Origin of the sequence: Curtobacterium sp. PhB128 (assembly GCF_004340725.1) — a bacterium.
Classification (GTDB): domain Bacteria; phylum Actinomycetota; class Actinomycetes; order Actinomycetales; family Microbacteriaceae; genus Curtobacterium.
In genome coordinates, this window is record NZ_SLUR01000001.1 from 30,489 (window position 1) to 52,747 (window position 22,259).

Annotated in this window: 20 protein-coding genes; 16 read left to right on the forward strand and 4 right to left on the reverse strand. The window is 71.1% G+C overall.

The features are described from left to right. Nucleotides 1-78 precede the first annotated feature (78 nt). On the reverse strand, nt 79-1,146 hold the full coding sequence (locus tag EDF23_RS00155) for an FUSC family protein (protein ID WP_131919869.1): 1,068 nt from the start codon (nt 1,144-1,146) through the stop codon (nt 79-81). A gap of 167 nt (nt 1,147-1,313) precedes the next feature. On the opposite strand from EDF23_RS00155, the gene leuC reads away from it, so the two are divergent. The 6 genes from leuC (at nt 1,314) to EDF23_RS00185 (ending at nt 7,823) form a co-directional block, all read left to right on the forward strand. After that, entirely contained in the window at nt 1,314-2,753 is a 1,440-nt protein-coding gene (leuC, locus tag EDF23_RS00160; protein WP_131919871.1) for a 3-isopropylmalate dehydratase large subunit, read from the forward strand. Continuing rightward, the gene (gene leuD, locus EDF23_RS00165; protein WP_111086049.1) at nt 2,753-3,349 is read left to right on the forward strand and encodes a 3-isopropylmalate dehydratase small subunit; all 597 of its coding nucleotides are present in this window, start codon (nt 2,753-2,755) and stop codon (nt 3,347-3,349) included. The genes leuC and leuD overlap by 1 nt, the downstream gene beginning before the upstream one ends. Then, the gene (gene murA / locus EDF23_RS00170) at nt 3,349-4,716 is read left to right on the forward strand and encodes a UDP-N-acetylglucosamine 1-carboxyvinyltransferase (RefSeq protein WP_111086050.1); all 1,368 of its coding nucleotides are present in this window, start codon (nt 3,349-3,351) and stop codon (nt 4,714-4,716) included. The genes leuD and murA overlap by 1 nt, the downstream gene beginning before the upstream one ends. 98 nt (nt 4,717-4,814) lie before the next feature. After that, a complete protein-coding gene (locus tag EDF23_RS00175) occupies nt 4,815-5,588 on the forward strand; it encodes a lysophospholipid acyltransferase family protein (RefSeq protein WP_131919873.1) in 774 nt (257 codons plus the stop codon). Between the two features lie 79 nt (nt 5,589-5,667). Further along, entirely contained in the window at nt 5,668-6,681 is a 1,014-nt protein-coding gene (locus EDF23_RS00180) for an NAD(P)H-dependent glycerol-3-phosphate dehydrogenase (RefSeq protein ID WP_131920621.1), read from the forward strand. A 32-nt stretch (nt 6,682-6,713) separates the two neighbouring features. Continuing rightward, on the forward strand, nt 6,714-7,823 hold the full coding sequence (locus tag EDF23_RS00185) for a D-alanine--D-alanine ligase family protein (protein ID WP_279388181.1): 1,110 nt from the start codon (nt 6,714-6,716) through the stop codon (nt 7,821-7,823). A gap of 22 nt (nt 7,824-7,845) precedes the next feature. Here the strand turns inward: EDF23_RS00185 and EDF23_RS00190 are convergent, their stop codons facing one another. Continuing rightward, entirely contained in the window at nt 7,846-8,331 is a 486-nt protein-coding gene (locus EDF23_RS00190; RefSeq protein ID WP_131919875.1) for a DUF3515 family protein, read from the reverse strand. Between the two features lie 24 nt (nt 8,332-8,355). Between EDF23_RS00190 and thiL the strand changes: the two genes are divergently transcribed. After that, nucleotides 8,356-9,351 carry a thiamine-phosphate kinase gene (thiL, locus tag EDF23_RS00195; RefSeq protein WP_131919877.1) on the forward strand — a complete coding sequence of 332 codons (996 nt, stop codon included), beginning with the start codon at nt 8,356-8,358 and terminating at the stop codon, nt 9,349-9,351. 217 nt (nt 9,352-9,568) lie between these two features. On the opposite strand, the gene EDF23_RS00200 is transcribed toward thiL, so the two are convergent. Further along, nucleotides 9,569-10,132: an RsmD family RNA methyltransferase gene (locus EDF23_RS00200; protein ID WP_123294845.1), complete on the reverse strand. Its 564-nt coding sequence runs from the start codon at nt 10,130-10,132 to the stop codon at nt 9,569-9,571. Nucleotides 10,133-10,296: 164 nt separating this feature from the next. Between EDF23_RS00200 and EDF23_RS00205 the strand changes: the two genes are divergently transcribed. From EDF23_RS00205 to EDF23_RS00235, 7 genes are all read left to right on the forward strand, one after another. Continuing rightward, nucleotides 10,297-12,447 (forward strand): ATP-dependent DNA helicase RecG, encoded by a 2,151-nt coding sequence (locus tag EDF23_RS00205; RefSeq protein WP_243648798.1) that lies wholly within the window; start codon nt 10,297-10,299, stop codon nt 12,445-12,447. 43 nt (nt 12,448-12,490) lie between these two features. Continuing rightward, nucleotides 12,491-12,976, forward strand: a complete 486-nt coding sequence (gene coaD, locus EDF23_RS00210) for a pantetheine-phosphate adenylyltransferase (protein WP_111086053.1) — start codon at nt 12,491-12,493, stop codon at nt 12,974-12,976. A 166-nt stretch (nt 12,977-13,142) separates the two neighbouring features. Next, on the forward strand, nt 13,143-13,700 hold the full coding sequence (locus EDF23_RS00215; RefSeq protein ID WP_308222030.1) for a DUF177 domain-containing protein: 558 nt from the start codon (nt 13,143-13,145) through the stop codon (nt 13,698-13,700). A gap of 55 nt (nt 13,701-13,755) precedes the next feature. Beyond that, nucleotides 13,756-13,959 (forward strand): 50S ribosomal protein L32, encoded by a 204-nt coding sequence (gene rpmF, locus EDF23_RS00220; RefSeq protein ID WP_017888273.1) that lies wholly within the window; start codon nt 13,756-13,758, stop codon nt 13,957-13,959. 13 nt (nt 13,960-13,972) lie between these two features. After that, nucleotides 13,973-14,698, forward strand: coding sequence for a ribonuclease III (rnc, locus tag EDF23_RS00225; RefSeq protein WP_228506018.1), 726 nt, complete (start codon nt 13,973-13,975; stop codon nt 14,696-14,698). Between the two features lie 4 nt (nt 14,699-14,702). Beyond that, nucleotides 14,703-15,674: a bifunctional DNA-formamidopyrimidine glycosylase/DNA-(apurinic or apyrimidinic site) lyase gene (gene mutM, locus EDF23_RS00230; protein WP_131919879.1), complete on the forward strand. Its 972-nt coding sequence runs from the start codon at nt 14,703-14,705 to the stop codon at nt 15,672-15,674. A gap of 47 nt (nt 15,675-15,721) precedes the next feature. Next, on the forward strand, nt 15,722-19,549 hold the full coding sequence (locus EDF23_RS00235; RefSeq protein WP_347812703.1) for an AAA family ATPase: 3,828 nt from the start codon (nt 15,722-15,724) through the stop codon (nt 19,547-19,549). A 215-nt stretch (nt 19,550-19,764) separates the two neighbouring features. Here EDF23_RS00235 and EDF23_RS00240 read toward each other — a convergent pair whose 3' ends face one another. Next, entirely contained in the window at nt 19,765-20,793 is a 1,029-nt protein-coding gene (locus EDF23_RS00240; protein ID WP_111086101.1) for a TerC family protein, read from the reverse strand. A gap of 229 nt (nt 20,794-21,022) precedes the next feature. Between EDF23_RS00240 and ftsY the strand changes: the two genes are divergently transcribed. Together ftsY and EDF23_RS19055 are read left to right on the forward strand one after the other, a co-directional pair. Next, on the forward strand, nt 21,023-21,892 hold the full coding sequence (gene ftsY / locus EDF23_RS00245) for a signal recognition particle-docking protein FtsY (protein WP_111086057.1): 870 nt from the start codon (nt 21,023-21,025) through the stop codon (nt 21,890-21,892). Between the two features lie 60 nt (nt 21,893-21,952). Beyond that, nucleotides 21,953-22,111 (forward strand): DUF4175 domain-containing protein, encoded by a 159-nt coding sequence (locus EDF23_RS19055; protein WP_139199230.1) that lies wholly within the window; start codon nt 21,953-21,955, stop codon nt 22,109-22,111. Nucleotides 22,112-22,259 lie beyond the last annotated feature (148 nt).

Sequence of the window (22,259 nt, forward strand, 5' to 3'; positions counted from 1 at the left end):
TGGGATCGGGCACACCTGGTCAGAAGAAACGACCAGGTGCGCCCGGAACGACCAGGTACGGCACGGGTCTCCAGGTACTCAGACGGTACGGATCGCGCTCGTGGCACCCAGGGCTCGGCCGCGCCGCCGCTCGATCGCGCGCCCCACGAACAACAGCCCGACGCTGACGAGCGCACCGAGGGTGGTCTGCGCGACCCGGTCGAGCGCGAGGAGCTCCGGGGCCTCGGGCAGGCTCAGCCACGACACGGCGAGGGCGAGCGGCGTCAGGAACAGCAGGCAGACGGCGTAGTTCCGGGCGACGAAGATCTCCGCGAAGAACTGCCCCACGACGGCGATGACGACGATCCACCACGCCGACGGCTCGAGCAGCAGGATCCCGACGGCGATCACGGTGCCGCCGATCGTGCCGATGAAGCGCTGGAACGCCCGGATCACGGTGTGCCGCTGGCGGAGGGCGGGCAGGGTCGACACCACCGCGATGACGGCCCAGTACGGGTGCCCGAGCCAGGGGATGGTCGACGCCACCGCGCCGGCGACGAGCGACCCCACGACGTTGAGCGCCACGGTCTCCCACAGCGCGGCCGTGCGGAGGATGCCGAAGCCGCGCTCCTTGAGCGGCGCCAGCGGCCGGAACCGGTGCGGCGCGCGCGGGTGCCACACGTGCCGGATGACGAACCCGGACATCGCGACGAGCCACGCCCAGACGACCGAGCAGACGATGATCGTCGCGACGAGCGGGACGTCCGCGGGCCTGAGCGGCACGAGGGCGGAGACCACGAACGCGAAGACGGGGAAGATCGGCTGCGCGGGGATCGTCCGCAGGGTCGACAGGGTGCAGACCGCGACGACGAGCACGACGACGAGCCCGGTCGCCTGCAGCCAGAGCGGGGAGCCGAGCAGGGCGACACCGATGCCCGCGAACATGCACAGGGTCTGCAGCGCACCCGCGACGCCGGTGGTGACGGCGCGCTGCCGGTAGGGCTCGGTCGCCCCGAAGATCGCGGTGAAGCCGGCGAACATCGCGAACGCGGCGTAGCCCGGCATCCCGAGGGTGATGAGCAGCGCCAGTGGTGCACCGCCCGCGATCGCTGCGCGTGCCGCGCCCTCGAGGTTGATCGTCCGGGTCGAGTGCGCAGGTGTCGTCATGTCCCGACCATCTTCCCACCGCGACGGGTGTCGTCGAGTCGCCACGGGCCTCCCGGTCGACCGCCGCACCGCGTGGAGAACGCGACGACGCGTTGGTATACCAATGGTAGAGTCGCCTGATCGTGCCGCGGTCGCGGCGCAACGACGAGAACGAGGGAGTCGAGCTCATGGGTAGGACGCTCGCCGAGAAGGTGTGGGACGACCACGTCGTGGTCAAGGGTGAGGACGGCAACCCGGACCTCCTCTACATCGACCTCCACCTCGTGCACGAGGTCACGAGCCCGCAGGCGTTCGACGGTCTGCGCCAGGCCGGGCGCCCGGTGCGCCGGCTCGACCTGACGATCGCGACCGAGGACCACAACACCCCGACGCTCGCCATCGACCGCCCCATCGCGGACCCGACGAGCCGGATCCAGATCGAGACCCTGCGCCGCAACTGCGAGGAGTTCGGGGTCCGCCTGCACTCGCTCGGCGACAAGGAGCAGGGGATCGTGCACGTCGTCGGCCCGCAGCTCGGCCTGACGATGCCCGGCATCACCGTCGTCTGCGGCGACTCGCACACCAGCACCCACGGGGCGTTCGGGGCCATGGCGTTCGGCATCGGCACCTCCGAGGTCGAGCACGTGCTGGCGACGCAGACCCTGCCGCTGAAGCCCTTCAAGACGATGGCGATCACGGTCGAGGGCACGTTGCGTCCGGGCGTGACCGCGAAGGACATCATCCTGGCGGTCATCGCCAAGATCGGCACCGGCGGCGGACAGGGCTACGTGCTCGAGTACCGCGGTTCCGCGATCCGTGCGCTCTCGATGGAGGGCCGGATGACGATCTGCAACATGTCGATCGAGGCCGGAGCCCGCGCCGGCATGGTCGCCCCCGACCAGATCACCTACGACTACGTGCAGGGCCGCGACCACGCCCCGACCGGTTCCGACTGGGACGACGCCGTCGCGTACTGGGACACCCTGGCGACCGACGACGACGCAGTGTTCGACGCCGAGGTCTTCATCGACGCCGACGACCTCGAGCCCTTCGTCACCTGGGGCACCAACCCCGGCCAGGGCGTCTCGCTGTCGGAGAACGTGCCTTCGCCTCTCGACTTCGAAGACCCGAACGACCAGGCCGCTGCGCAGCGGGCCCTCGACTACATGGACATCGCCGCCGGCACCCCGATGAAGGACATCGCCGTCGACGCGGTCTTCATGGGCTCGTGCACGAACTCGCGCATCGAGGACCTGCGGGCCTTCGCGTCGATCATCCAGGGCCGCAAGAAGGCCGACGGCGTCCGGGTCATGGTCGTGCCGGGGTCCGCCCGGGTGCGGCTCGAGGCCGAGGCCGAGGGGCTCGACGTCGTGATCAAGGAGTTCGGCGCCGAGTGGCGGTTCGCCGGGTGCTCGATGTGCCTCGGCATGAACCCCGACCAGCTCGCACCGGGGGAGCGCTGCGCGAGCACGTCGAACCGCAACTTCGAGGGGCGCCAGGGCAAGGGCGGGCGCACCCACCTGGTGTCGCCGCTCGTCGCCGCCGCCACCGCGATCCGCGGCACGCTGTCCAGCCCGTGGGACCTGGAGAACTCCGAAGCGAACACCGTCCTGGAAGGGGCAGTCTGATGGACAAGATCACCACCGTCACCGGCATCGCCGCCCCGCTCAAGCGGTCGAACGTCGACACCGACCAGATCATCCCCGCGGTCTACCTCAAGCGCGTCACGAAGACCGGCTTCGAGGACGCCCTGTTCTCCGGCTGGCGCCAGGACCCCGACTTCGTGCTGAACCAGCCCGAGTACCAGGGCGCGAAGGTCCTGGTGGCCGGCCCGGACTTCGGCACCGGCTCGTCCCGTGAGCACGCGGTCTGGGCACTGCGTGACTTCGGCTTCGCGGTCGTCATCTCGCCCCGGTTCGCCGACATCTTCAAGGGCAACGCGGGCAAGCAGGGCCTCGTCACCGCGATCGTGACCGAATCGGAAGTCGAGCGGCTCTGGGCCGAGATCGAGCGGAACCCGGGGGTGTCGGCGACCGTGGACCTGGTGGCGCAGCGCGTGTCGCTCGGGGATGTGGACGTCCCCTTCGAGATCGACGCTTACACTCGTTGGCGGTTGATGGAAGGGCTCGACGACATCGGGCTCACCCTCCGTGACGAGACCTCGATCACGGAGTTCGAATCCCGCCGCTCCAGTTGGCGGCCGAAGACATTGCCGGTGAAGTAGTGAACTCTCTCGTACAGGACGCAGCGGCCGCAGGGGCGCGCGTGGGCCTCAAGTCGGACGAGATCGTCATCCGCGGGGGCAAGCCGCTCGTGGGGCGCATCGAGGTCCGCGGGGCGAAGAACCTCGCGACCAAGGCCATGGTGGCGTCGCTGCTCGGTGACACCCCGTCGATCCTCAAGGACGTCCCGGACATCTCCGACGTCAAGGTCGTCCGTGGGCTGCTCGAGGTGCACGGCGTGCGCATCACCGATCCTGCACGAGGCGAGCTCATCCTCGACCCGGCCAACGTCGAGTCGGCGCACTTCGCCGAGATCGACGCCCACGCTGGCTCGAGCCGCATCCCGATCCTGTTCTGCGGCCCGCTGCTGCACAAGCTCGGCGAGGCGTTCATCCCCGACCTCGGCGGCTGCCGCATCGGCGACCGCCCGATCGACTTCCACCTCGACGCGCTCCGCGCCATGGGTGCGGTCGTCGACAAGCAGGTCAACGGCATCCACCTGACGGCCCCGGACGGGCTGAAGGGCGCGTCCATCGAGCTGCCGTACCCGAGCGTCGGCGCGACCGAGCAGGTCCTGTTGTCGTCCGTCCTGGCGACCGGCGTCACGGAGCTGCGGAACGCGGCGATCGAGCCCGAGATCATGGACCTCATCGCGATCCTGCAGAAGATGGGCGCGATCGTGTCCGTCGAGCCGAACCGCGTGATCTTCATCGAGGGCGTCGAGTCGCTGCGCGGCTACACGCACCGTGCGATCAACGACCGCAACGAGGCCGCCAGCTGGGCCTCCGCCGCGCTCGCCACCGACGGCGACATCTTCGTCGAGGGCGCGAACCAGCAGGAGCTCATGACGTTCCTCAACGTCTTCCGCAAGGTCGGCGGCGGTTTCGACGTGCAAGAGGACGGCATCCGCTTCTACCGTGAGCGCGACACCCTCAAGCCCGTCGTCATCGAGACCGACGTGCACCCCGGCTTCATGACCGACTGGCAGCAGCCGCTCGTCGTGGCGCTGACCCAGGCCGAGGGGCAGAGCATCGTGCACGAGACCGTGTACGAGAACCGCTTCGGCTTCACCGACGCACTGAACGAGATGGGCGCCGACATCGTCGTCCACAAGGAGGGGCTGCCCGGGCACGACCGCCGTGTCGCCCGTCGCCCGTTCGAGCAGGCCGCGGTCATCACCGGTCCGACGACGCTGCACGCGGCGAACGTCCGGGTCCCCGACCTCCGCGGTGGCTTCAGCCACCTCATCGCGGCCCTGACCGCCGACGGCGAGTCCCACATCACCAACGTCGGCATCATCAGCCGCGGCTACGAGCACTTCATCCCGAAGCTGCGGAAGCTGGGCGCCGACTTCGACTTCGCGGGTTAGTCGCGGTGTCGGTTCCGCAGCCGGGTGACGGTCCGTCGCGTCCTGGTGACGGCCCGTCGCGCCAGGGCGATGGCCGGGAGGCCCGTGGTGCGTCCGCCGTGCAGGTCGCGACCGGCCTGCCGGTGCGTGGACGGCGTTGGAAGCGTGGGGAGCTCAACCCCGCGTTCCGCATCGTGGCGTCGGTCGTCATCCCGACGTTCCGGTTCTCGTCGAACTACCACTGGTACGGCCCGAACCGCCTGCCGGCGGACGGTGCCTTCGTGCTCGCGCCGAACCACTTCACGAACATCGACCCGCTGGTCGTCGGCACCGCCGTCTACATCAGTCGGCGGGCCCCGCGGTTCCTGGCCAAGGCCTCGCTGTTCAAGGTGCCCGTCTTCGGCAAGCTCATGTCCGGCATGGGGCAGATCCCGGTCGAGCGCTCCGGCCGCACCCGGTTGAGCGACCCACTCGGCGGCGGGCGGTCGCTCATCGAGCAGGGTGGGGCGATCATCGTCTACCCCGAGGGCACGCTCACCCGCGACCCCGACCTGTGGCCGATGCGCGGCAAGACCGGGGCCGTCCGCATCGCGCTCGAGAACGACGTGCCGCTGATCCCGATGGCCCACTGGGGCACGCAGGGCATCATGGCGCGCTACTCGAACAAGCTCCGCCTGTTCCCGCGGTCGCGCGTGGACGTCATCGTCGGCGACCCCGTCGACCTGTCCGCCTACCGTGGCCGGCCGATCGACCAGCAGATGCTGACCGAGGCCACCGAGCTGCTCATGCAGCGCATCACGGAGCTGCTCGAGCAGCTCCGTGGCGAGCAGGCCCCGAAGACCCGCTGGGACCCGGCGGCGAACAACCAGAAGGAGACCGGCCGGTTTGAGTGACCTCCGCCCGCACGACGATCGTCCCGACCCCGTCGCAGCAGCGCCGGGTGCCTTCGACACCGCCGCGATCCGGGTGGTGATGCAGTCGACCGACAAGCCCCGCGTGGCGGTCATCGGTGCCGGCAGCTGGGGCACCACGTTCGCGAAGGTGCTCGCCGAGGGCGGTGCCTCCACGGTCGTGTGGGCCCGGCGTCCCGAGGTCGCCCGCGAGATCACCGAGACGAAGCGGAACTCCGACTACCTGCCCGGCATCAACCTGCCCCGCACCCTCACGGCGTCGACGTCGCTCGAGCAGGTGCTCGACGGCGCCACCCAGGTGTACGTGTCGGTGCCGTCGCAGACCCTGCGGTCGAACCTCGACGCGATCTGCGAGCTCCTGCCCGCCGGTGTCCCCGTCGTCAGCCTGATGAAGGGCGTCGAGAAGAGCACCGGCCTGCGGATGAGCGAGGTCCTGCTCCAGGGACTCGGCATCGACCAGGACCGCATCGCCGTCGCGAGCGGACCGAACCTGGCGCTCGAGATCGCCCGTCGGCAGCCGACCGCCGCCGTGGTGTCGTCGTCGAGCGTGGAGACCGCGACCGCTGTCGCCGCCGTCGCGACGAACCCGTACTTCCGGTCGTTCATCAACACCGACGTCATCGGCACCGAGTTCGGCGGCGTGCTGAAGAACCTCATCGCCGTGGCGATCGGCATCGTCGACGGCGTCGGCTACGGCGAGAACACCAAGGCGTCGATCATCACCCGCGGCCTCGCCGAGATGACCGAGTTCGCGGTGTCGCTCGGCGCGCAGCCGTCCACCCTGTCGGGCCTCGCGGGCCTCGGCGACCTCATCGCGACCTGCCAGTCGCCGTTGTCCCGGAACAACACCGCCGGGCGCCTGCTCGGTCAGGGGTACCGGTTCGACGAGGTCGTGCGGCAGATGAACCAGACCGCCGAGGGCCTGGCGTCCGTCGCACCGATCCTCGAGCTCGCCGCCGCGAACGGCGTCGACATGCCCATCGTCAGCCAGGTCGGCGAGGTCCTCGCCGGTAGGCTCGATCCGCGCAACATCGCGCCGCACCTCACCGAGACCGACGAGCCCCAGGGCGAGTGACCGGTCCCGCACCGAGTCACGAAGGGACTCCCGTGCCCACGATCCCCGAGGGAACCGACGTTCCCACGACCACCGTCGCCGTCCTGTTCGGCGGGCGCTCGAGCGAGCACGAGATCAGCTGCGTGACCGCCGGCGGCATCATGGACGTCGTCGACCGCACCGAGTACCAGATCGTCCCGATCGGCATCACGAAGGACGGCGCGTTCACGCTGCAGTCCGACGACCCCTCGCAGTGGGCGATCCGCGACGGCTCCCTGCCGACCGTGCCCGACAACGGCACGCGTGTGGCGTTCCCGACCTCGCCGGCGACGAACGAACTCGTCGTCTCGCACCCGGACGGCTCGGTCACGACCGTCGCCGTCGACGTGGTGTTCCCGATCCTGCACGGTCCGTTCGGCGAGGACGGCACGATCCAGGGCCTGCTCGAGATCGCCGGTCTGCCGTACGTCGGTGACGGCGTGCTCGCCAGCGCCCTGGCGATGGACAAGCACGTCGCGAAGGCCGTCCTCGAGCACGCCGGTCTGCGGGTCGCTCCCTGGACGACCGTGCTCCGCCGCGAGTGGGCGTCCGACCCGGTCGACGTCGCCGAGACGATCGCGGCGCACGGCTGGCCGCTGTTCGTGAAGCCGGCACGCGCGGGGTCGAGCATGGGCGTCTCGCGCGTCGACGGGCCCGACGAGCTCGGCGCCGCGATGGACCTGGCGTTCGAGCACGACTCCAAGGTGATCGTCGAACCGCGGGTCGTCGGCCGCGAGGTCGAGGTCGCCGTGCTCGAGGGCCGTGACGGTGCGCCGCGCACGAGCCTGCCCGGCGAGATCGTCGTGGCCGAGGACGGCTTCTACGACTTCGCCTCGAAGTACCTCGGTGGCGACGAGTCACTGCTGTGCCCGGCGCCGCTCACCGACGACCAGACCGACGAGATCCGGTCGATCGGTGCCCGTGCGTTCGAGGCCATCGGTGGCTCCGGGCTCGCCCGGGTCGACTGCTTCCTGACCGACGACGGCTTCGTCGTGAACGAGGTCAACACGATGCCCGGGTTCACCCCGCTGTCGATGTACCCGCGCTGCTGGGCGGCGTCGGGTGTGTCCTACGGCGAGCTGGTCACCGAGCTCATCGAGCTGGGGCGCGCCGCCGTCCGCTGACGCTCGGCGGGGTCGGGGTGTGTCAGCCCTGCACGTCGGACGGGTCCAGGCACTTGTGCCCGTCCTCCGGCAGCGTCGCCACCGCCGTCGCGATGTCCTGCAGCACCGCGCTGCCGGTCTTCGACGTGTCGACGACGACCTGCACCGCCGGGGACCGTCCGAACGTCGTGTAGACGATCTGCTTGCCGCGGTCGTCGCGGATCCAGTCGACCGACCCGAGCGTGAAGCACGGCAGGTCGGACACGGTGGGCACGGCCACGCCGCAGTGGTAGAGCGCGGCCTCCGGGTCGCCCCAAGCCGCGGTGGACTGCGCGTTGGTGTTCCGCAGGTCGTACGTCGAGTCGACGGTCGCGGGCAACCGCACCTGTGCGGCCGCGCACGCCGCCGCGTTCGCGGAGGGTGCCGCGCTCATGCCGACGGAGTTGGTGCACCCGGTCAGCCCTGCCGCGAGGGCGATCACGACCCCCGCGATCGCGAGGGTGCGAGGGGTGCGGCGCGCGGTGTCCATCGCGGTCCAGGCTACCGTTCTCGTGTGGACGCGACGTACGACGCCTGGGCCGGACCGACCGTGGGGGAGCTCGGTGAGCTGGTCGTCCTCGACCGGATCACGAACCGGCTGCCGACGGGCTCGCCGCTCGTGGGGCCCGGGGACGACTGCGCCGTGGTCGCCGCCCCCGACGGCCGGTTCGTCGTGACGACGGACATGATGGTGCACGGCCCGGACTTCCGGTGGGCGTGGTCCTCGCCCGAGGACGTCGGCTGGAAGGCCGCCGCGACGAACCTGTCGGACGTCGCGGCGATGGGCGCGGTGCCGAGTGGCCTCGTCATCGCCCTCGCCGCACCGCAGGACACCCCCGTAGCGGTGCTCGAGGGCATCGCGGACGGGTTCCGCCTCGCTGTCGACGCCCTCGCGCCCGGATGCGGTGTGGTCGGCGGCGACCTCTCCACCTCGGCGACCTTCACGGTGGCGGTGACGGCGTTCGGCGACCTCGGTGGTCGTGCCCCGGTGCTCCGGTCAGGGGCTCGTGCGGGGGACGTCGTGGCGGTCTCCGGCGAACTCGGCCGTGCTGCCCGCGGGCTCGCACGACTCTTCCGTGACGGCGTGGACGCGCAGGGCGAGCCGGACCGTGCAGCGACGGTGGCGAGCGGTGCGGACGCCGATCCCGACGTCGACCGCCAGCGCCGCCCCGTGCCCCCGATCAGCGACGGGCCCCTCGCTGCTGCGGCCGGGGCGACGGCGATGCTCGACCTGTCCGACGGCCTGGCGATCGACGCCGGGCGGCTGGCCCGTGCGAGCCGGGTGACGCTCGACCTCGATGCCGACGCCCCGCTCGACGAGCTCGCGCTGCACGGTGGCGAGGACCACGGCCTGCTCGCGACCTTCCCCGCCGAGGCCCCGCTGCCGGGTGGCTTCCGCCGCATCGGAGTCGTGCGCGACCGCGGCGACGCGGACCTGCTGCGCGCCGGCTCCCCGGTGCCGACGACCGGCTGGGACCCCTACGCCGACTGGGACGGCGCCGCCGGCTGACCCACCCGGCCCGACGTCGGGCGGAGGTGACGTGGCGGAGCCGAGCCGGGCCTCCCGGTCAGTGCGCGCGCATCTGTCGACGGAACACGCGTCGATCAGCTGGCGTCCTGTCGGAAGATGCGCACGCATCCGATGCATTCGCACCTTGCGACACGGCACGCGTCGATCGACTCGTGGATCGTCGCGAAACGCGCCCACGCCCCGAGACCCGCGCGGCTCAGCCCGCGGCGGCCACGGCCTCCCACGCCACGGTCTCGCCGTAGCTGCGCTTGCTGAACGGCTCGAGCCCGGCGGGCCACGTCGGTTCGGCGGAGCGCTTGCTCCGCTCGACGACCACCACGGCACCGGCCGTCAACCGCGGCACGAGCGTCTCGAGCACCTCGGCGATCTCGTGCTCGGTCACGTCGTAGGGCGGGTCGATGAACACCAGGTCGAACGTGCGCACCGTCCCGCGCAGGTACCCGAGCACCGGCTGCGGCTGCACGTCGATCCGCACCCCGGGGATCCGCTGCTGCACGGCCTTCGCGTTCGCCCGGCACGCCTGCGCCGCGGCCGACGCGCGGTCGACCAGCACGACCTCGACCGCACCGCGCGACGCCGCTTCGAGCCCGAGGGCACCGGTGCCGGCGTAGAGGTCCGCGACGGAGGTGTCGTCGACGAGTCCACGGGCCTCGAGCGACGAGAACAGCGCCTCGCGCACCCGGTCGCTCGTCGGCCGGGTGCCGGACTTCGGCACACGGAGCGTCGTGTTGCCGGCGGCGCCGGCGATGATGCGGGTCATGCAGCCACCGTATCGGCCGGCGGCGTCGTCCACAGGCCGGACGGGAGGCACGTGGCACGTCGGTCGTGCCCGGTACCGTGGTGTCCGTGGTCACCACCGGAACCCCCGCTGCGCCGGCCGCGCCCGACCTCGGTCCGGCGCCCCTCGACGCGCGGCTCGCGAACGTGCTCGGTGGTCGGACCGCGTCCGCGATCCAGAAGGCGTTCGGCCACCGCACGGTGGGTGAGTTCCTCGAGCACGCGCCCCGGCGCTACGCCGAGCGCGGCGCCCTGACGGCACTCGACTCCCTGGCGATCGGTGAGCCGGTCACCATCGTGGCCGAGGTGGTCGACGTCCGCGAGCGCACGATGCGCGCCCGTCGCGGATCGATCCTCGAAGCGAAGATCGGCGACGGCAAGGGGCTGCTCACCCTGACGTTCTTCAACCAGGGCTGGCGCACCAAGGACCTGGTGCCCGGTGCCCGCGGCATCTTCTCCGGCAAGGTCAGCGACTACCGCGGTGCGCGCCAGCTCGCCCACCCGGACTACGAGCTCTTCGACCCCGACGACCCCCGCGCCACGGCCGACCCGGGTTCGGACGAAGCGATCCGGTGGTCGCGGCAGCCGATCCCGATCTACCCGGCGACGGCCTCCCTCACCTCGTGGCAGATCGCGAAGTCGATGGGCATCGTGCTCGACACCCTGCCGGACCTGCCCGACCCGGTGCCGGCCTCGGCGCGCAGCCGGCTCGACCTCGTCCCGTTCCGCCGGGCGCTCGAGCTGCTCCACCGGCCCGAGAAGGTCGCGGACTTCAAGCGCGCGCAGGACGCCCTGCGCTACCGCGAGGCGTTCGTGCTGCAGACCGCCCTGGTGCAGCGCCGGATCCGCGCCCGACGCACCGCGGCGACCCCGCGGGTGGCGGTTCCCGGTGGCATCCTCGCGCGCTTCGACGCCACCCTGCCGTTCACCCTGACCGACGACCAGCGTGCCGTCGGTGCCGAGATCGACACCGACATCGCCCGCACCTGGCCGATGCACCGGCTGGTGCAGGGCGAGGTCGGTTCCGGCAAGACCCTCGTGGCCATCCGCGCCATGCTCACGGTGGCCGAGTCCGGTGGGCAGTCCGCCCTCATCGCCCCGACCGAGGTGCTGGCCGCGCAGCACCTGCGGTCCATCGTGAAGTTCCTCGGACCGGACCTGGCGGCCGAGCTCCGTCCGGTGATCCTGACCGGGTCGCAGTCCACCGACGAACGCCGACGGGCCCTGCTCGCCGCGGCGTCGGGCAGCTCGCGGCTCGTGGTCGGCACCCACGCCCTGCTCGGCGACCGCGTCGACTTCGCCGAGCTCGGGCTCGTGGTCGTCGACGAGCAGCACCGCTTCGGAGTCGAGCAACGTGAAGCGCTCCGGACCAAGGGCGCCACCCCGCCGCACGTCCTGGTGCTCACCGCCACGCCGATCCCACGCACCGTCGCGATGACGGTGTTCGGCGACCTCGACGTCTCGACGATCACCGGGCTGCCCTCCGGCCGTGCCGGCGTCGAGACCTTCACGGTCCCGCTGGCGGAGCACCCCGGGTGGGAGTCCCGCATCTGGTCGCGGATGGCGGAGGAGCTCGACAAGGGGCGTCAGGCCTTCGTGGTCTGCCCCGCGATCGACGACGCCCACGCCGAGGACGACGGCGAACCCGCGCCCGCCGAGTCCGAGGACGACGCCCCCAAGCGCGCGCCGGCGACCGTGCTCGCCACCGCCGAGCGGATGCGCACGATGCCCGTGCTCGACGGCCGGCGGATCGCGGTGCTGCACGGCCGGATGACGGCGGACGAGAAGGACCGCGTGATGACGTCCTTCGCCGCCGGCGACCTGGACGTCCTCGTCGCGACGACCGTGATCGAGGTCGGTGTCGACGTGCCGAACGCCGCGATGATGGCCGTGCTCGACGCCGATCGCTTCGGCGTCTCCCAGCTGCACCAGCTGCGCGGCCGCATCGGCCGCGGGCAGTGGGCGGGCGTCTGCCTGCTCGTCACCACCGCCGAGCTCGAGACCACCTCGCGCGAGCGCGTCGACGCGGTGTCCGCCTCGGACGACGGCTTCGAGCTCGCCCGGGTCGACCTCGAGCTCCGGCGCGAGGGCGACGTGCTCGGCGAGCGGCAGTCGGGCGGCCGGTCGTCGCTCAACCTGCTGCGCGTGGTCGAGCACGCCGACCTCATCGTGGACGCCCGTGGCGAAGCCGAACGGGTCCTCGAACCCGATCCCGAGCTCGACGGGTCCCCGGCCCTGCGCGAGGCACTGGCACGCCGCCTCGACGAGTCCGACGCGGCGTTCCTCGGCAAGAACTGACCCCGAGCCGGACGCCCCGGCACGGACCGGTATCGTCGCTGCCATGGCGCAGATCGCGGTGGTCCCCGGTTCCTTCGACCCCGTCACGCTCGGGCACCTCGACGTCATCGGTCGAGCTGCCGGGCTGTTCGACGAGGTGCACGTGCTCGTGGTGCACAACCCGGACAAGAAGCCCGCGATGTTCGAGGCGGTCGACCGCGTCCGGCTCATCGAGGAGTCCCTGGCCGAGGTCGGCACGCCGGGAACGGTCCGGGTCGGGGAGTGGACCTCCGGGCTCCTCGTCGACTACTGCCGGCAGGTCGGGGCGAAGGTGCTCGTCAAGGGCGTGCGATCGGGCGAGGACGTCGCGTACGAGACCCCGATGGCGATCATGAACCGGCACCTCGCCGACGTCGAGACCGTGTTCCTGCTGCCCGACGCCTCGCGCTCCCACGTGTCGAGCTCGCTCATCCGCCAGGTGTCGACGCTCGGCGGCGACGTCACCCCCTACGTGCCGAAGGCCGTGGCGGCAGCCCTCGCCGCACGCTGAGCCGCACGCCGAGCCGCACGCCGAGCCGCACGCCGAGCCGCACGCCGAGCCGGAGGCACGGCCGGCCGACGCGCGGACACACCCCCGCCTGCCTCGACTCTCGGCTGCGTTCACGCTAGGGTTGACGATCGTGTCTTCCCACGTGAACAGCCCCTACGCCCTGCGCGTGCGCGACCTGGCGCACCGTCCGGGCGAGATGCGCGAGCACTCGCTCGACATCGTGGTGCCGGACGCGCTGGGAGCCGGTGTGATCGCGGTGCGCGAAGGTGCTCCGCTGCGCATCGACCTGCGGCTCGAGGGCCTGCACGAGGGTGTCCTCGTGTCCGGTCACGCCTCGGCCGACGCGACGGGGGAGTGCTCGCGCTGCCTCATCGACATCAGCGAACCCGTCGAGGTCGATTTCGCCGAGCTGTTCGCGTATGATGCCTCGGAGGATTTCGACTTCTTCGTTCGCGATGACCACGTGGACTGCGAACAGGTCGTTCGAGATGCGGTGGTGCTGGCGCTGCCGTTCCAGCCGGTCTGCCGACCGGACTGCCCAGGCCTCGACCCGGTGACGGGCGAGCGACTGGCCGACCTCGATGAGCAGCCCGTTCACGAGACCCTGGACCCGCGCTGGGCAGCCCTGACCGGCATCCAGCTCGAAGCAGCCGAGCGTGCCGCCCACGGCGACACCACCGACACGAAGACCACCGAGGGCGAGGAGCGGGCCGAGGCCGAGTAGGCCCCGACACCGCCAGCCCCCGTACCGACCACCGACCAACCGAAAGAGATTCACCATGGCCGTTCCCAAGCGCAAGCAGTCCCGTGCGAACACGCACGCCCGTCGTTCGCAGTGGAAGGCCACGCCGATCCAGCTCGTCAAGACGATCGAGAACGGTCAGGTCACCTACAGCCTCCCGCACCGCGCGAAGGTCGTCGAGGACTCGGCCGGCACCCCCCTGTACATGGAGTACAAGGGCCGCAAGGTCGCTGACGTCTGATCGGACCGAACGCATGACGACGACGTCCGGCGCCACGGGGTCCCGCCCCGTTGGGCCGGACGTCGTTCGTCTGCAGGGCCAGCTCGGGGTCGACATCGACCTCGAGCTGCTCCAGCTCGCCCTGACACACCGCTCCTACGCCTACGAGCACGGGGGCATCAAGCACAACGAGCGCCTCGAGTTCCTCGGCGACTCGATCCTCGGCCAGGCCGTGACCGTGAAGCTCTACCGGTCCTTCCCCGACCTCGACGAGGGTGACCTCGCGAAGCGTCGCGCCAGCCTGGTGTCGACGGTCGCGCTGGCCGAGATCGCCCGGATGATCGGGCTCGGCCAGTACCTGCGCCTCGGCAAGGGCGAGGAACAGACCGGCGGCCGCGACAAGTCGTCGATCCTCGCCGACACCGTCGAAGCCGTCATCGGTGCCACCTACCTGTCCGCGGGCCCCGACCCGGCGACCGACCTGGTGCTCCGCCTGGTCGAGCCGCTGATGATCGACCCCGACCGCTTCGGCGCTGCGATGGACCCGAAGACGAGCCTGCAGGAGCTCGCGGCGAGCCTGTCGCTCGGCAACCCGGCCTACCGCGTCACCGAGACCGGCCCGGACCACGACAAGACCTTCAGCGCGACCGTCGTCCTGCAGGGCGAGGACATCGCCGTCGGCACCGGCTCGAGCAAGAAGGCCGCCGAGATGTCCGCGGCGCTCGACGCCTGGACCCGGCTGTCCGGCCGAGCGGCCTGACCGCGTGCCCGAACTCCCCGAGGTCGAGGTCGTCCGCGCCGGCCTCGAACCCGCGGTCAGCGGCGCTCGGGTGCTGCACGTCGACGTCGTGGACGAGCGGGCGCTCACCCGGCACGACGGCCCGGCCGAGGACTTCGCCGACCGCCTGACCGGTCGCACGATCGCCGCAGCGGTCCGTCGGGGCAAGTTCCTCTGGATGCCGTTGCAGCCCGAGCACGAGGGCGACCGGCCCGAAGCGCTCGTCGCCCACCTCGGCATGAGCGGCCAGATCCTGCTCGGCCGCGGTCGACCGGCGGCGAAGCACCGCCGCATCCTCATCGGCGTGCAACCCGCCGGCACCGACCGCGACGGCACCGCCGAACCCGCGGTCGAGCTCGAGTTCGTCGACCAGCGCACCTTCGGCTCGATGGCGATCGACGCGATGGTGCCGACGGTGGACGGCGCCCCCGCGGGGTTCGCCGGGCACGTCGACGCATCGGACCCAGACGCCGTGTGGCGCCGGAGCGTGCCGCAGCAGGTGTCGCACATCGCCCGCGACCCGCTCGACCCCGCGTTCGACGACGACCGCTTCACCGCCGTCGCCCGGAAGCGTTCGAGCGGCATCAAGCGGATCCTGCTCGACCAGGGCGTCGTGAGCGGCATCGGGAACATCTACGCCGACGAGTCCCTCTGGGCTGCGAAGCTGCACTACGATCGACCGGCCGAGCGGCTGACCCGTGCTGACCTCGCACGCCTGCTGCACGAGGTGCGCAGTGTCCTCCGGCGTGCGCTCGAGGACGGCGGGACGAGCTTCGACGCCCAGTACGTCAACGTCAACGGGCAGTCCGGGTACTTCTCGCAGCGGCTGAACGTGTACGGACAGCAGGGGAAGCCCTGCCCCCGCTGCGGCACGACGATCGTGCGCGAGGCCTTCATGAACCGGTCGAGCCACATCTGTCCCGTGTGCCAACCGCGTCCCCGCGCCCGCACGCGTTAGCCTGACGCCCAGCAGCACAGCCCAGCAGCGGCCCCGCCGCAGCACGCGTGAGCACACCCGGAGACCGCATGTACTTGAAGAGCCTGACCATCAAGGGGTTCAAGTCCTTCGCGCAGCCGACGACGTTCGCGTTCGAGCCGGGCGTCACGTGCATCGTCGGCCCGAACGGCTCGGGCAAGTCCAACGTCGTCGACGCCCTCGCCTGGGTGATGGGGGAGCAGGGGGCGAAGACCCTGCGCGGCGGCAAGATGGAGGACGTCATCTTCGCGGGCACCTCGACCCGCGGGCCGCTCGGCCGTGCCCAGGTGCTGCTGACGATCGACAACACCGACGGGCTGCTGCCGATCGACTACTCCGAGGTGACGATCGCACGCACGTTGTTCCGCAACGGCGGCAGCGAGTACGCCATCAACGGCGAGAACTGCCGGCTGCTCGACGTGCAGGAGCTCCTGAGCGACACCGGCCTCGGGCGGGAGATGCACGTCATCGTCGGGCAGGGGCAGCTCGACAAGGTCCTGCACGCCACTCCGGAGGACCGCCGCGGCTTCATCGAGGAAGCCGCGGGCATCCTGAAGCACCGTCGCCGCAAGGAGAAGACCCTCCGCAAGCTCGACGCGATGCAGACGAACCTGACCCGCCTGTCCGACCTGGCGGGCGAGATCCGGCGCCAGCTGAAGCCGCTCGGCCGCCAGGCCGAGGTCGCGCGCAAGGCCCAGTCCGTCGCCGCCGTCGCGCGGGACGCCAAGGCCCGCATCCTCGCCGACGACGTCGTCCGGCTGCGCCGCGAACTGCACGACCACCAGGAGGTCGAGGCGGGCCGCAAGTCCGAGCGCATCGTCCTGACCGAGCGACTCGACCAGACCCGGGTCCGCCAGCAGCACGTCGAGCAGAGCATGGTCGGCGATGACGTCGATCGCGCCCGGACCGTGGTGCACCGCCTGGAGAGCGTGCAGGAGCGCCTGCGCGGGCTGTCCAGCCTGGCGAACCAGCGGCTGATGTTCCTGGCGCAGCAGGCCGACGCCCCGCAGCAGGGCCCCTCGATCACCCCGGAGCGGGTGGCCGGTGTCCGTGCCGAGGCCGATCGGCTCGCCGCCCGCGCCGACGAGATGCAGGGCGGCTCCGCCGAGACCGCCCGTGCGGTGCAGGCCGCCCGTGACGCGCTCGACGCCCTCGACGATCGCATCGCCGCGCAGGCCGCCCGCGTCTCGCAGCACGACCTCGAGGCGCAGCGGCTGGCGAACGCCGTCGACGTGGCCCGGTCGAAGCGCGGGTCCACGGTGGCGGACCGTGAGCGTCGCCAGCGGGCCCTCGCCGAGGCGGGCGAACGCGCCGCGCGTGCGACCGCGGCCCTCGCCGAACTCGGTGCCGATCCGTCCGAGGGCGTCGACGACGAGGCCCTCGCCGCCACGCTCCAGGCGGCTCGTGCGCAGCTGGAGACCGCCCAGGCCGCCCGCGACGAGCAGCGCGACCGGCTGCACGCCCTCGAGCGGGAGCGGGACGCCCTCGACGCGCGGGTCGCGGCGCTCGGCATGTCGATCGACGTCCGCGACGGTTCGCAGGCGCTCATCGACGCCGGACGTGCGGGCATCGTCGGGCGTCTGGCCGACGCGCTCACGGTGACGCCCGGGTTCGAGGGTGCCGTCGCCGTCGCGCTCGACGGGCTCGCCGACGCCGTCCTCGCGGACGACCGCGCGGTCGCGCTCGACGCCGTCGACCACGCCCGCTCCGCGGACATCGGTCGCATCGACGTCGTCGTCGCGGACGCCGAGGTCGTCCCCACGGACCTGCCGGACACGCTGCCGGCCGGCGTCCGCCGTGCCCTCGATCTCGTGCAGGGCCCGCCGGCGATCGCCGCGATCCTGCGGAACACCCTGATCGCGGAGACTGCCGACGACCAAGGCGCGAACGCGGACACGCTCGACCTGGAGGCCGTGCTCGCCGCCGCCCCGCACGCGACGGTCGTCACCCGGTCCGGTGACCTCGTGCGCGCCGTCCGCGTCACCGGCGGCGGGGAGCGCGTGACCTCGCGGATCGAGCTCGTCGCGGAGCGCGACGACGCCGTGACGCGACGCGACGCCATCAGGGCGGACGCCGAGGACGCAGCCACGGGCCTCCAGGCAGCACGCACCGCCGTCGAGGACGCACGCCGCCGTGCGGACGAGGCCGACGCGGCATCCCGCGCGCACGCGAAGGCGACGGCCGAGTACGACCGGGCCAGCGCCTCGACGCGGGCGAAGGCCGAGAACGCAGCGGCCGAGGTGGAGCGCCTGCGTGCCGCCCTCGCCGAGACCGACGGCGCCGTCGAGGTCGTCGACGGCGCCCTGGCAGAGGCCGAGGCGGCGCACCGCGCGTTCACCGAGCAGGAGCGGCCCGTCGTCGACGCCTCCGAGCGTCCGGGCCTGCAGGACGCACTCGAGGCCGCACGCGCCGCCGAGGTCGAGCAGCGCATCCAGGTGCAGACCGTGCGCGAGCGTGTCCGCGCCGAACGGCACCGCGCCGACCAGCTCGAACGCCAGCTCGAGGCCGAGCGCGCGGCGGCAGAGGAAGCAGCGCGCCGTGCGGTGATCCGCCGCGGGCAGATCGAGACCGCCGAAGCCGTCCTCGCCGACCTGCCGGGCGTGCTGGGCGCCGTCGACCGGTCGCTGGCCGAGGCACGCGTGCAGCTCGCGACCGAGGAGTCCGAACGGTCGAAGCGCAACACCGAACTGCAGGCGATCCGGAACGAGGAGCGCGAGCTCCGCGACCGGCTGCAGACCATCACCGACGGCGTGCACTCGCTCGAGATGGAGATCTACGAGAAGAAGCTGCACGTGTCGGGCGTGCTCGACCGGGCGCTGAGCGACCTCGGGCTGACCGAGGCCGTGCTCGTCACCGAGTACGGGCCGACCGTGCCGGTGCCGGTCGACGTGCTGGTGGACCCGCGGGTGCTGGCGCGGAAGCACCGCGACGCCGAGCGCGCGGCGGCTGCCGCGGCGGGCCTCGACGAGCCGGCGGACGGCGACACGGCGCCGGTCAACGAGGCCGCGACAGACACCGACATCGCCCCCGGCGACGACGGCACTGCGGACCTCGACACCAGCCCCGGCGACGACACGGTGGCGCTCGTCGACGCCGAATCGACCCTGCCCGGCGGCCCCGCCCTGCCCGAGTTCGACGTCACCGACGAGGTCGACCCCGACGACGTCGAGACCGTGCCGTACGTCCGCGCCGAGCAGGAGCGCCGCCTGCAGGCCGCCGAACGCGACCTCGGCCGGCTCGGCAAGGTGAACCCGCTCGCGCTCGAGGAGTTCCAGGCGCTCGAGCAGCGGCACGCGTTCCTCGCCGAGCAGCTCGAGGACCTGCAGAAGACCCGCACCGACCTGATGACGATCATCGACGAGCTCGACACGAAGATGCAGACGATCTTCGAGTCCGCGTTCAACGACACCAAGGACGCCTTCGACGTCATCTTCCCGATTCTGTTCCCGGGCGGCTCCGGCTCGATCAATCTCACCGACCCGACCGACCTGCTCGGCACCGGGATCGACGTGCAGGTGAAGCCCGCGGGCAAGAAGATCGACCGCCTGACGCTGCTGTCCGGTGGCGAACGGTCCCTGGCTGCGGTGGCGCTGCTCGTCGCGATCTTCACCGCCAGGCCGTCGCCGTTCTACATCATGGACGAGGTCGAGGCCGCCCTCGACGACGCCAACCTCGGTCGCCTGCTGACGGTGTTCGAGCGGCTCCGCGAGTCGTCGCAGCTCATCGTCATCACGCACCAGAAGCGCACGATGGAGATCGCCGACGCCCTGTACGGGGTGTCGATGCGGCAGGACGGCGTGTCCGCCGTCGTCGGGCAGCGGGTGCAGAAGCGCGAGCCCGCCGACGCGGTCGCGTAGCCGGCTGGCTGGCTGGCTGCGGTCGCGCGCCGCGAAAGCGACAGATCTCCGCCAACAGTTCGCGGCAATCTGTCGCTTTCGCGGAGAGGATCGTGGGTCCGCGACGAGATCTGTCGCTTTCGCGGCTCTGGTCGCGACCACGGACAGACGGGAGGCACGGTGCCAGCTGGCACCGTGCCTCCCGTCCGTGTTGCCGCCCGTGCAGGGCGTGACGCTTACTCCGCGTCGGCCGCGACCGACTCCTTCGGCTCGCCCGTCGGGGTGAGCCCGCGCTCCTGGCGCTTCTTCGAGACGACCAGCGAGGCGGTCGTCGCGACCGCGATGGTCAGCAGGATGAAGCCCAGCGAGAACCAGATCGGGATCTCCGGCGCCCACTCGATGTGCTCGCCACCGTTGATGAACGGCAGCTCGTTGACGTGCATGGCGTGGAAGACGAGCTTCACACCGATGAAGCCGAGGATGACCGCGAGGCCCTGGCCGAGGTAGATCAGGCGCTCGAGCAGTCCGGCGATCAGGAAGTACAGCTGCCGCAGGCCGAGCAGCGAGAACGCGTTCGCGGTGAACACGATGAAGGCGTCCTGGGTCAGCCCGAAGATCGCGGGGATCGAGTCGAGCGCGAACAGCACGTCGGTCAGACCGATCGCGACCATGACGAGCAGCATCGGGGTGAACAGGCGCTTGCCGTCGACCTTGGTGGTCAGGCGGTCGCCGTCGTAGTGGTCCGAGGTCGGGATGATGCGCTTCAGGATGCGGATCAGGCGGGAGTCGCCCTCGTCGCCGCCGTGGTCGTTGCCGCTGCGGGCCTGCGACCACGCGAGCCAGAACAGCAGCGCACCGAACAGGTAGAACACCCACGAGAAGTTCTCGATGATCGTGACGCCGAGGGCGATGAAGATGCCTCGGGCGACGAGGGCGATCGCGACGCCGACCAGCAGGACCTTCTGCTGGAACTCCTTCGGCACGGCGAAGCTCGTCATGATGATGAGGAAGACGAACAGGTTGTCGACCGACAACGCCTTCTCGGTGAGCCACCCGGCGAAGTACTCACCGCCAGCTTGTCCGCCGCCGAAGACCAGGATGCCGAAGCCGAACAGGATCGCGAGTCCGATGTAGAACACGGACCAGAACGCGGATTCGCGGATGTGCGGCACGTGCGGGGTACGCACGTGCGAGTAGAAGTCGAACACCAGCAGGGCGAGGATGCCTGCGATGGTGAGGAGCCAGACGAAGAGTGGGACGTCCACGGTTTCCTTCAGGTAGGCGACGTACGAGTGCATGTCGTGTGACGACACGTGGGTACGCCGAGGCCTGAAGGTCTCTTCCGCCGCGATCTGCTGCAACCGACCACGACCGGCGCCCCGGGTCCGGATCGTTCCGGGCCGTACTGACGGGGTCACCGAGAGGGAATACTCCCCTTCGTGAGACCGAGCATACCGGGCACAGCGGACATGCGCCGCGCTCTAAGCTGGGAGCATGGCGAGTTCCTGGTCACTGTCCTCACGGCTGCGCGGCCTCTTCCAGCGCAAGACGATCGACGAGACCACGTGGGAGGACCTCGAGACCGCGCTGATCGGCGCCGACTTCGGTCCGGACATCTCCGAGGCGATCATCGAGGACCTGCACGCGCGCGTCGACCGTTACGGCACGACCGACCCGGCCGACCTGCAGCGCATGCTGCGCGAGGTGCTCGAGGAACGGCTGTCGAAGCTCGACACCACGCTCAAGCTCAGCGCGCGGCCCGCCGTCGTGCTCGTCGTCGGGGTGAACGGCGTCGGCAAGACCACGACGATCGGCAAGTTCGCGAAGTTCCTGAAGACCTACGACCGCACGGTCCTCGTCGGTGCGGCCGACACCTTCCGTGCTGCCGCGGTCGAGCAGGTCGCGACCTGGGCCGAGCGCGCCGGCGTCGACGTCGTCCGCCCCTCGCAGCCCGGGCAGGACCCGGCCTCGGTGGCGTACCAGACCGTCGAGAAGGCGATCCGCGACAACACCGAGATCGTCGTCATCGACACCGCCGGCCGCCTGCACACCAAGGCAGGCCTGATGGACGAGCTCACGAAGATCAAGCGCGTCGTCGAGAAGCAGACCGAGATCAGCGAGGTACTGCTCGTCCTCGACGCCACCACCGGGCAGAACGGCCTGGCCCAGGCGCAGGCGTTCATCGAGGGCGCCGGGGTCACCGGCCTCGTCATCACCAAGCTCGACGGCTCCGCGAAGGCCGGGTTCGTGCTCAGCGTGCAGGAGAAGACGGGCATCCCGATCAAGCTCATCGGGCAGGGCGAGGGCATCAACGACCTGACCGGTTTCACCCCGCACGTGTTCGTGCAGAACCTCGTCGGCTGATTCCGGGTACTGTCTCCGCAGTACAGGGATCGTCCAGGTACACCGGAAGGAGCCCTTTCAATGCCAGCACTCCTGATCATCGCGATCATCGTCGGCCTCGTCCTGCTCTTCAGCGGCATCTTCGTCGGTGCGCTGAAGTTCCTGCTGTGGGTCGGGATCGTCCTCATCATCCTGGCCGTCATCGGCTGGCTCCTCAGGAGCATCCGCGGTCGCGCATAGCGCTCGCGTCGCCCTGAACGGGCGGATGGACGAACGGGAGGCACGGTGCCAGCTGGCACCGTGCCTCCCGTCTGTCCGTGCCCGAGTCTCGGGCCGCGCGCGCCGAGTCTCGGCCTGGGCGACACTTCTCGCGCTCCGGAGCGCGAGA

Bases quoted from the DNA above. Each gene is read 5' to 3' on its own strand.
- EDF23_RS00155 (WP_131919869.1), bottom strand. From the start codon at position 1,146: ATGACGACACCTGCGCACTCGACCCGGACGATCAACCTCGAGGGCGCG.
- leuC (WP_131919871.1), top strand. From the start codon at position 1,314: ATGGGTAGGACGCTCGCCGAGAAGGTGTGGGACGACCACGTCGTGGTC.
- leuD (WP_111086049.1), top strand. From the start codon at position 2,753: ATGGACAAGATCACCACCGTCACCGGCATCGCCGCCCCGCTCAAGCGG.
- EDF23_RS00180 (WP_131920621.1), top strand. From the start codon at position 5,668: ATGCAGTCGACCGACAAGCCCCGCGTGGCGGTCATCGGTGCCGGCAGC.
- EDF23_RS00190 (WP_131919875.1), bottom strand. From the start codon at position 8,331: ATGGACACCGCGCGCCGCACCCCTCGCACCCTCGCGATCGCGGGGGTC.
- EDF23_RS00200 (WP_123294845.1), bottom strand. From the start codon at position 10,132: ATGACCCGCATCATCGCCGGCGCCGCCGGCAACACGACGCTCCGTGTG.
- coaD (WP_111086053.1), top strand. From the start codon at position 12,491: ATGGCGCAGATCGCGGTGGTCCCCGGTTCCTTCGACCCCGTCACGCTC.
- rpmF (WP_017888273.1), top strand. From the start codon at position 13,756: ATGGCCGTTCCCAAGCGCAAGCAGTCCCGTGCGAACACGCACGCCCGT.
- rnc (WP_228506018.1), top strand. From the start codon at position 13,973: ATGACGACGACGTCCGGCGCCACGGGGTCCCGCCCCGTTGGGCCGGAC.
- ftsY (WP_111086057.1), top strand. From the start codon at position 21,023: ATGGCGAGTTCCTGGTCACTGTCCTCACGGCTGCGCGGCCTCTTCCAG.
- EDF23_RS19055 (WP_139199230.1), top strand. From the start codon at position 21,953: ATGCCAGCACTCCTGATCATCGCGATCATCGTCGGCCTCGTCCTGCTC.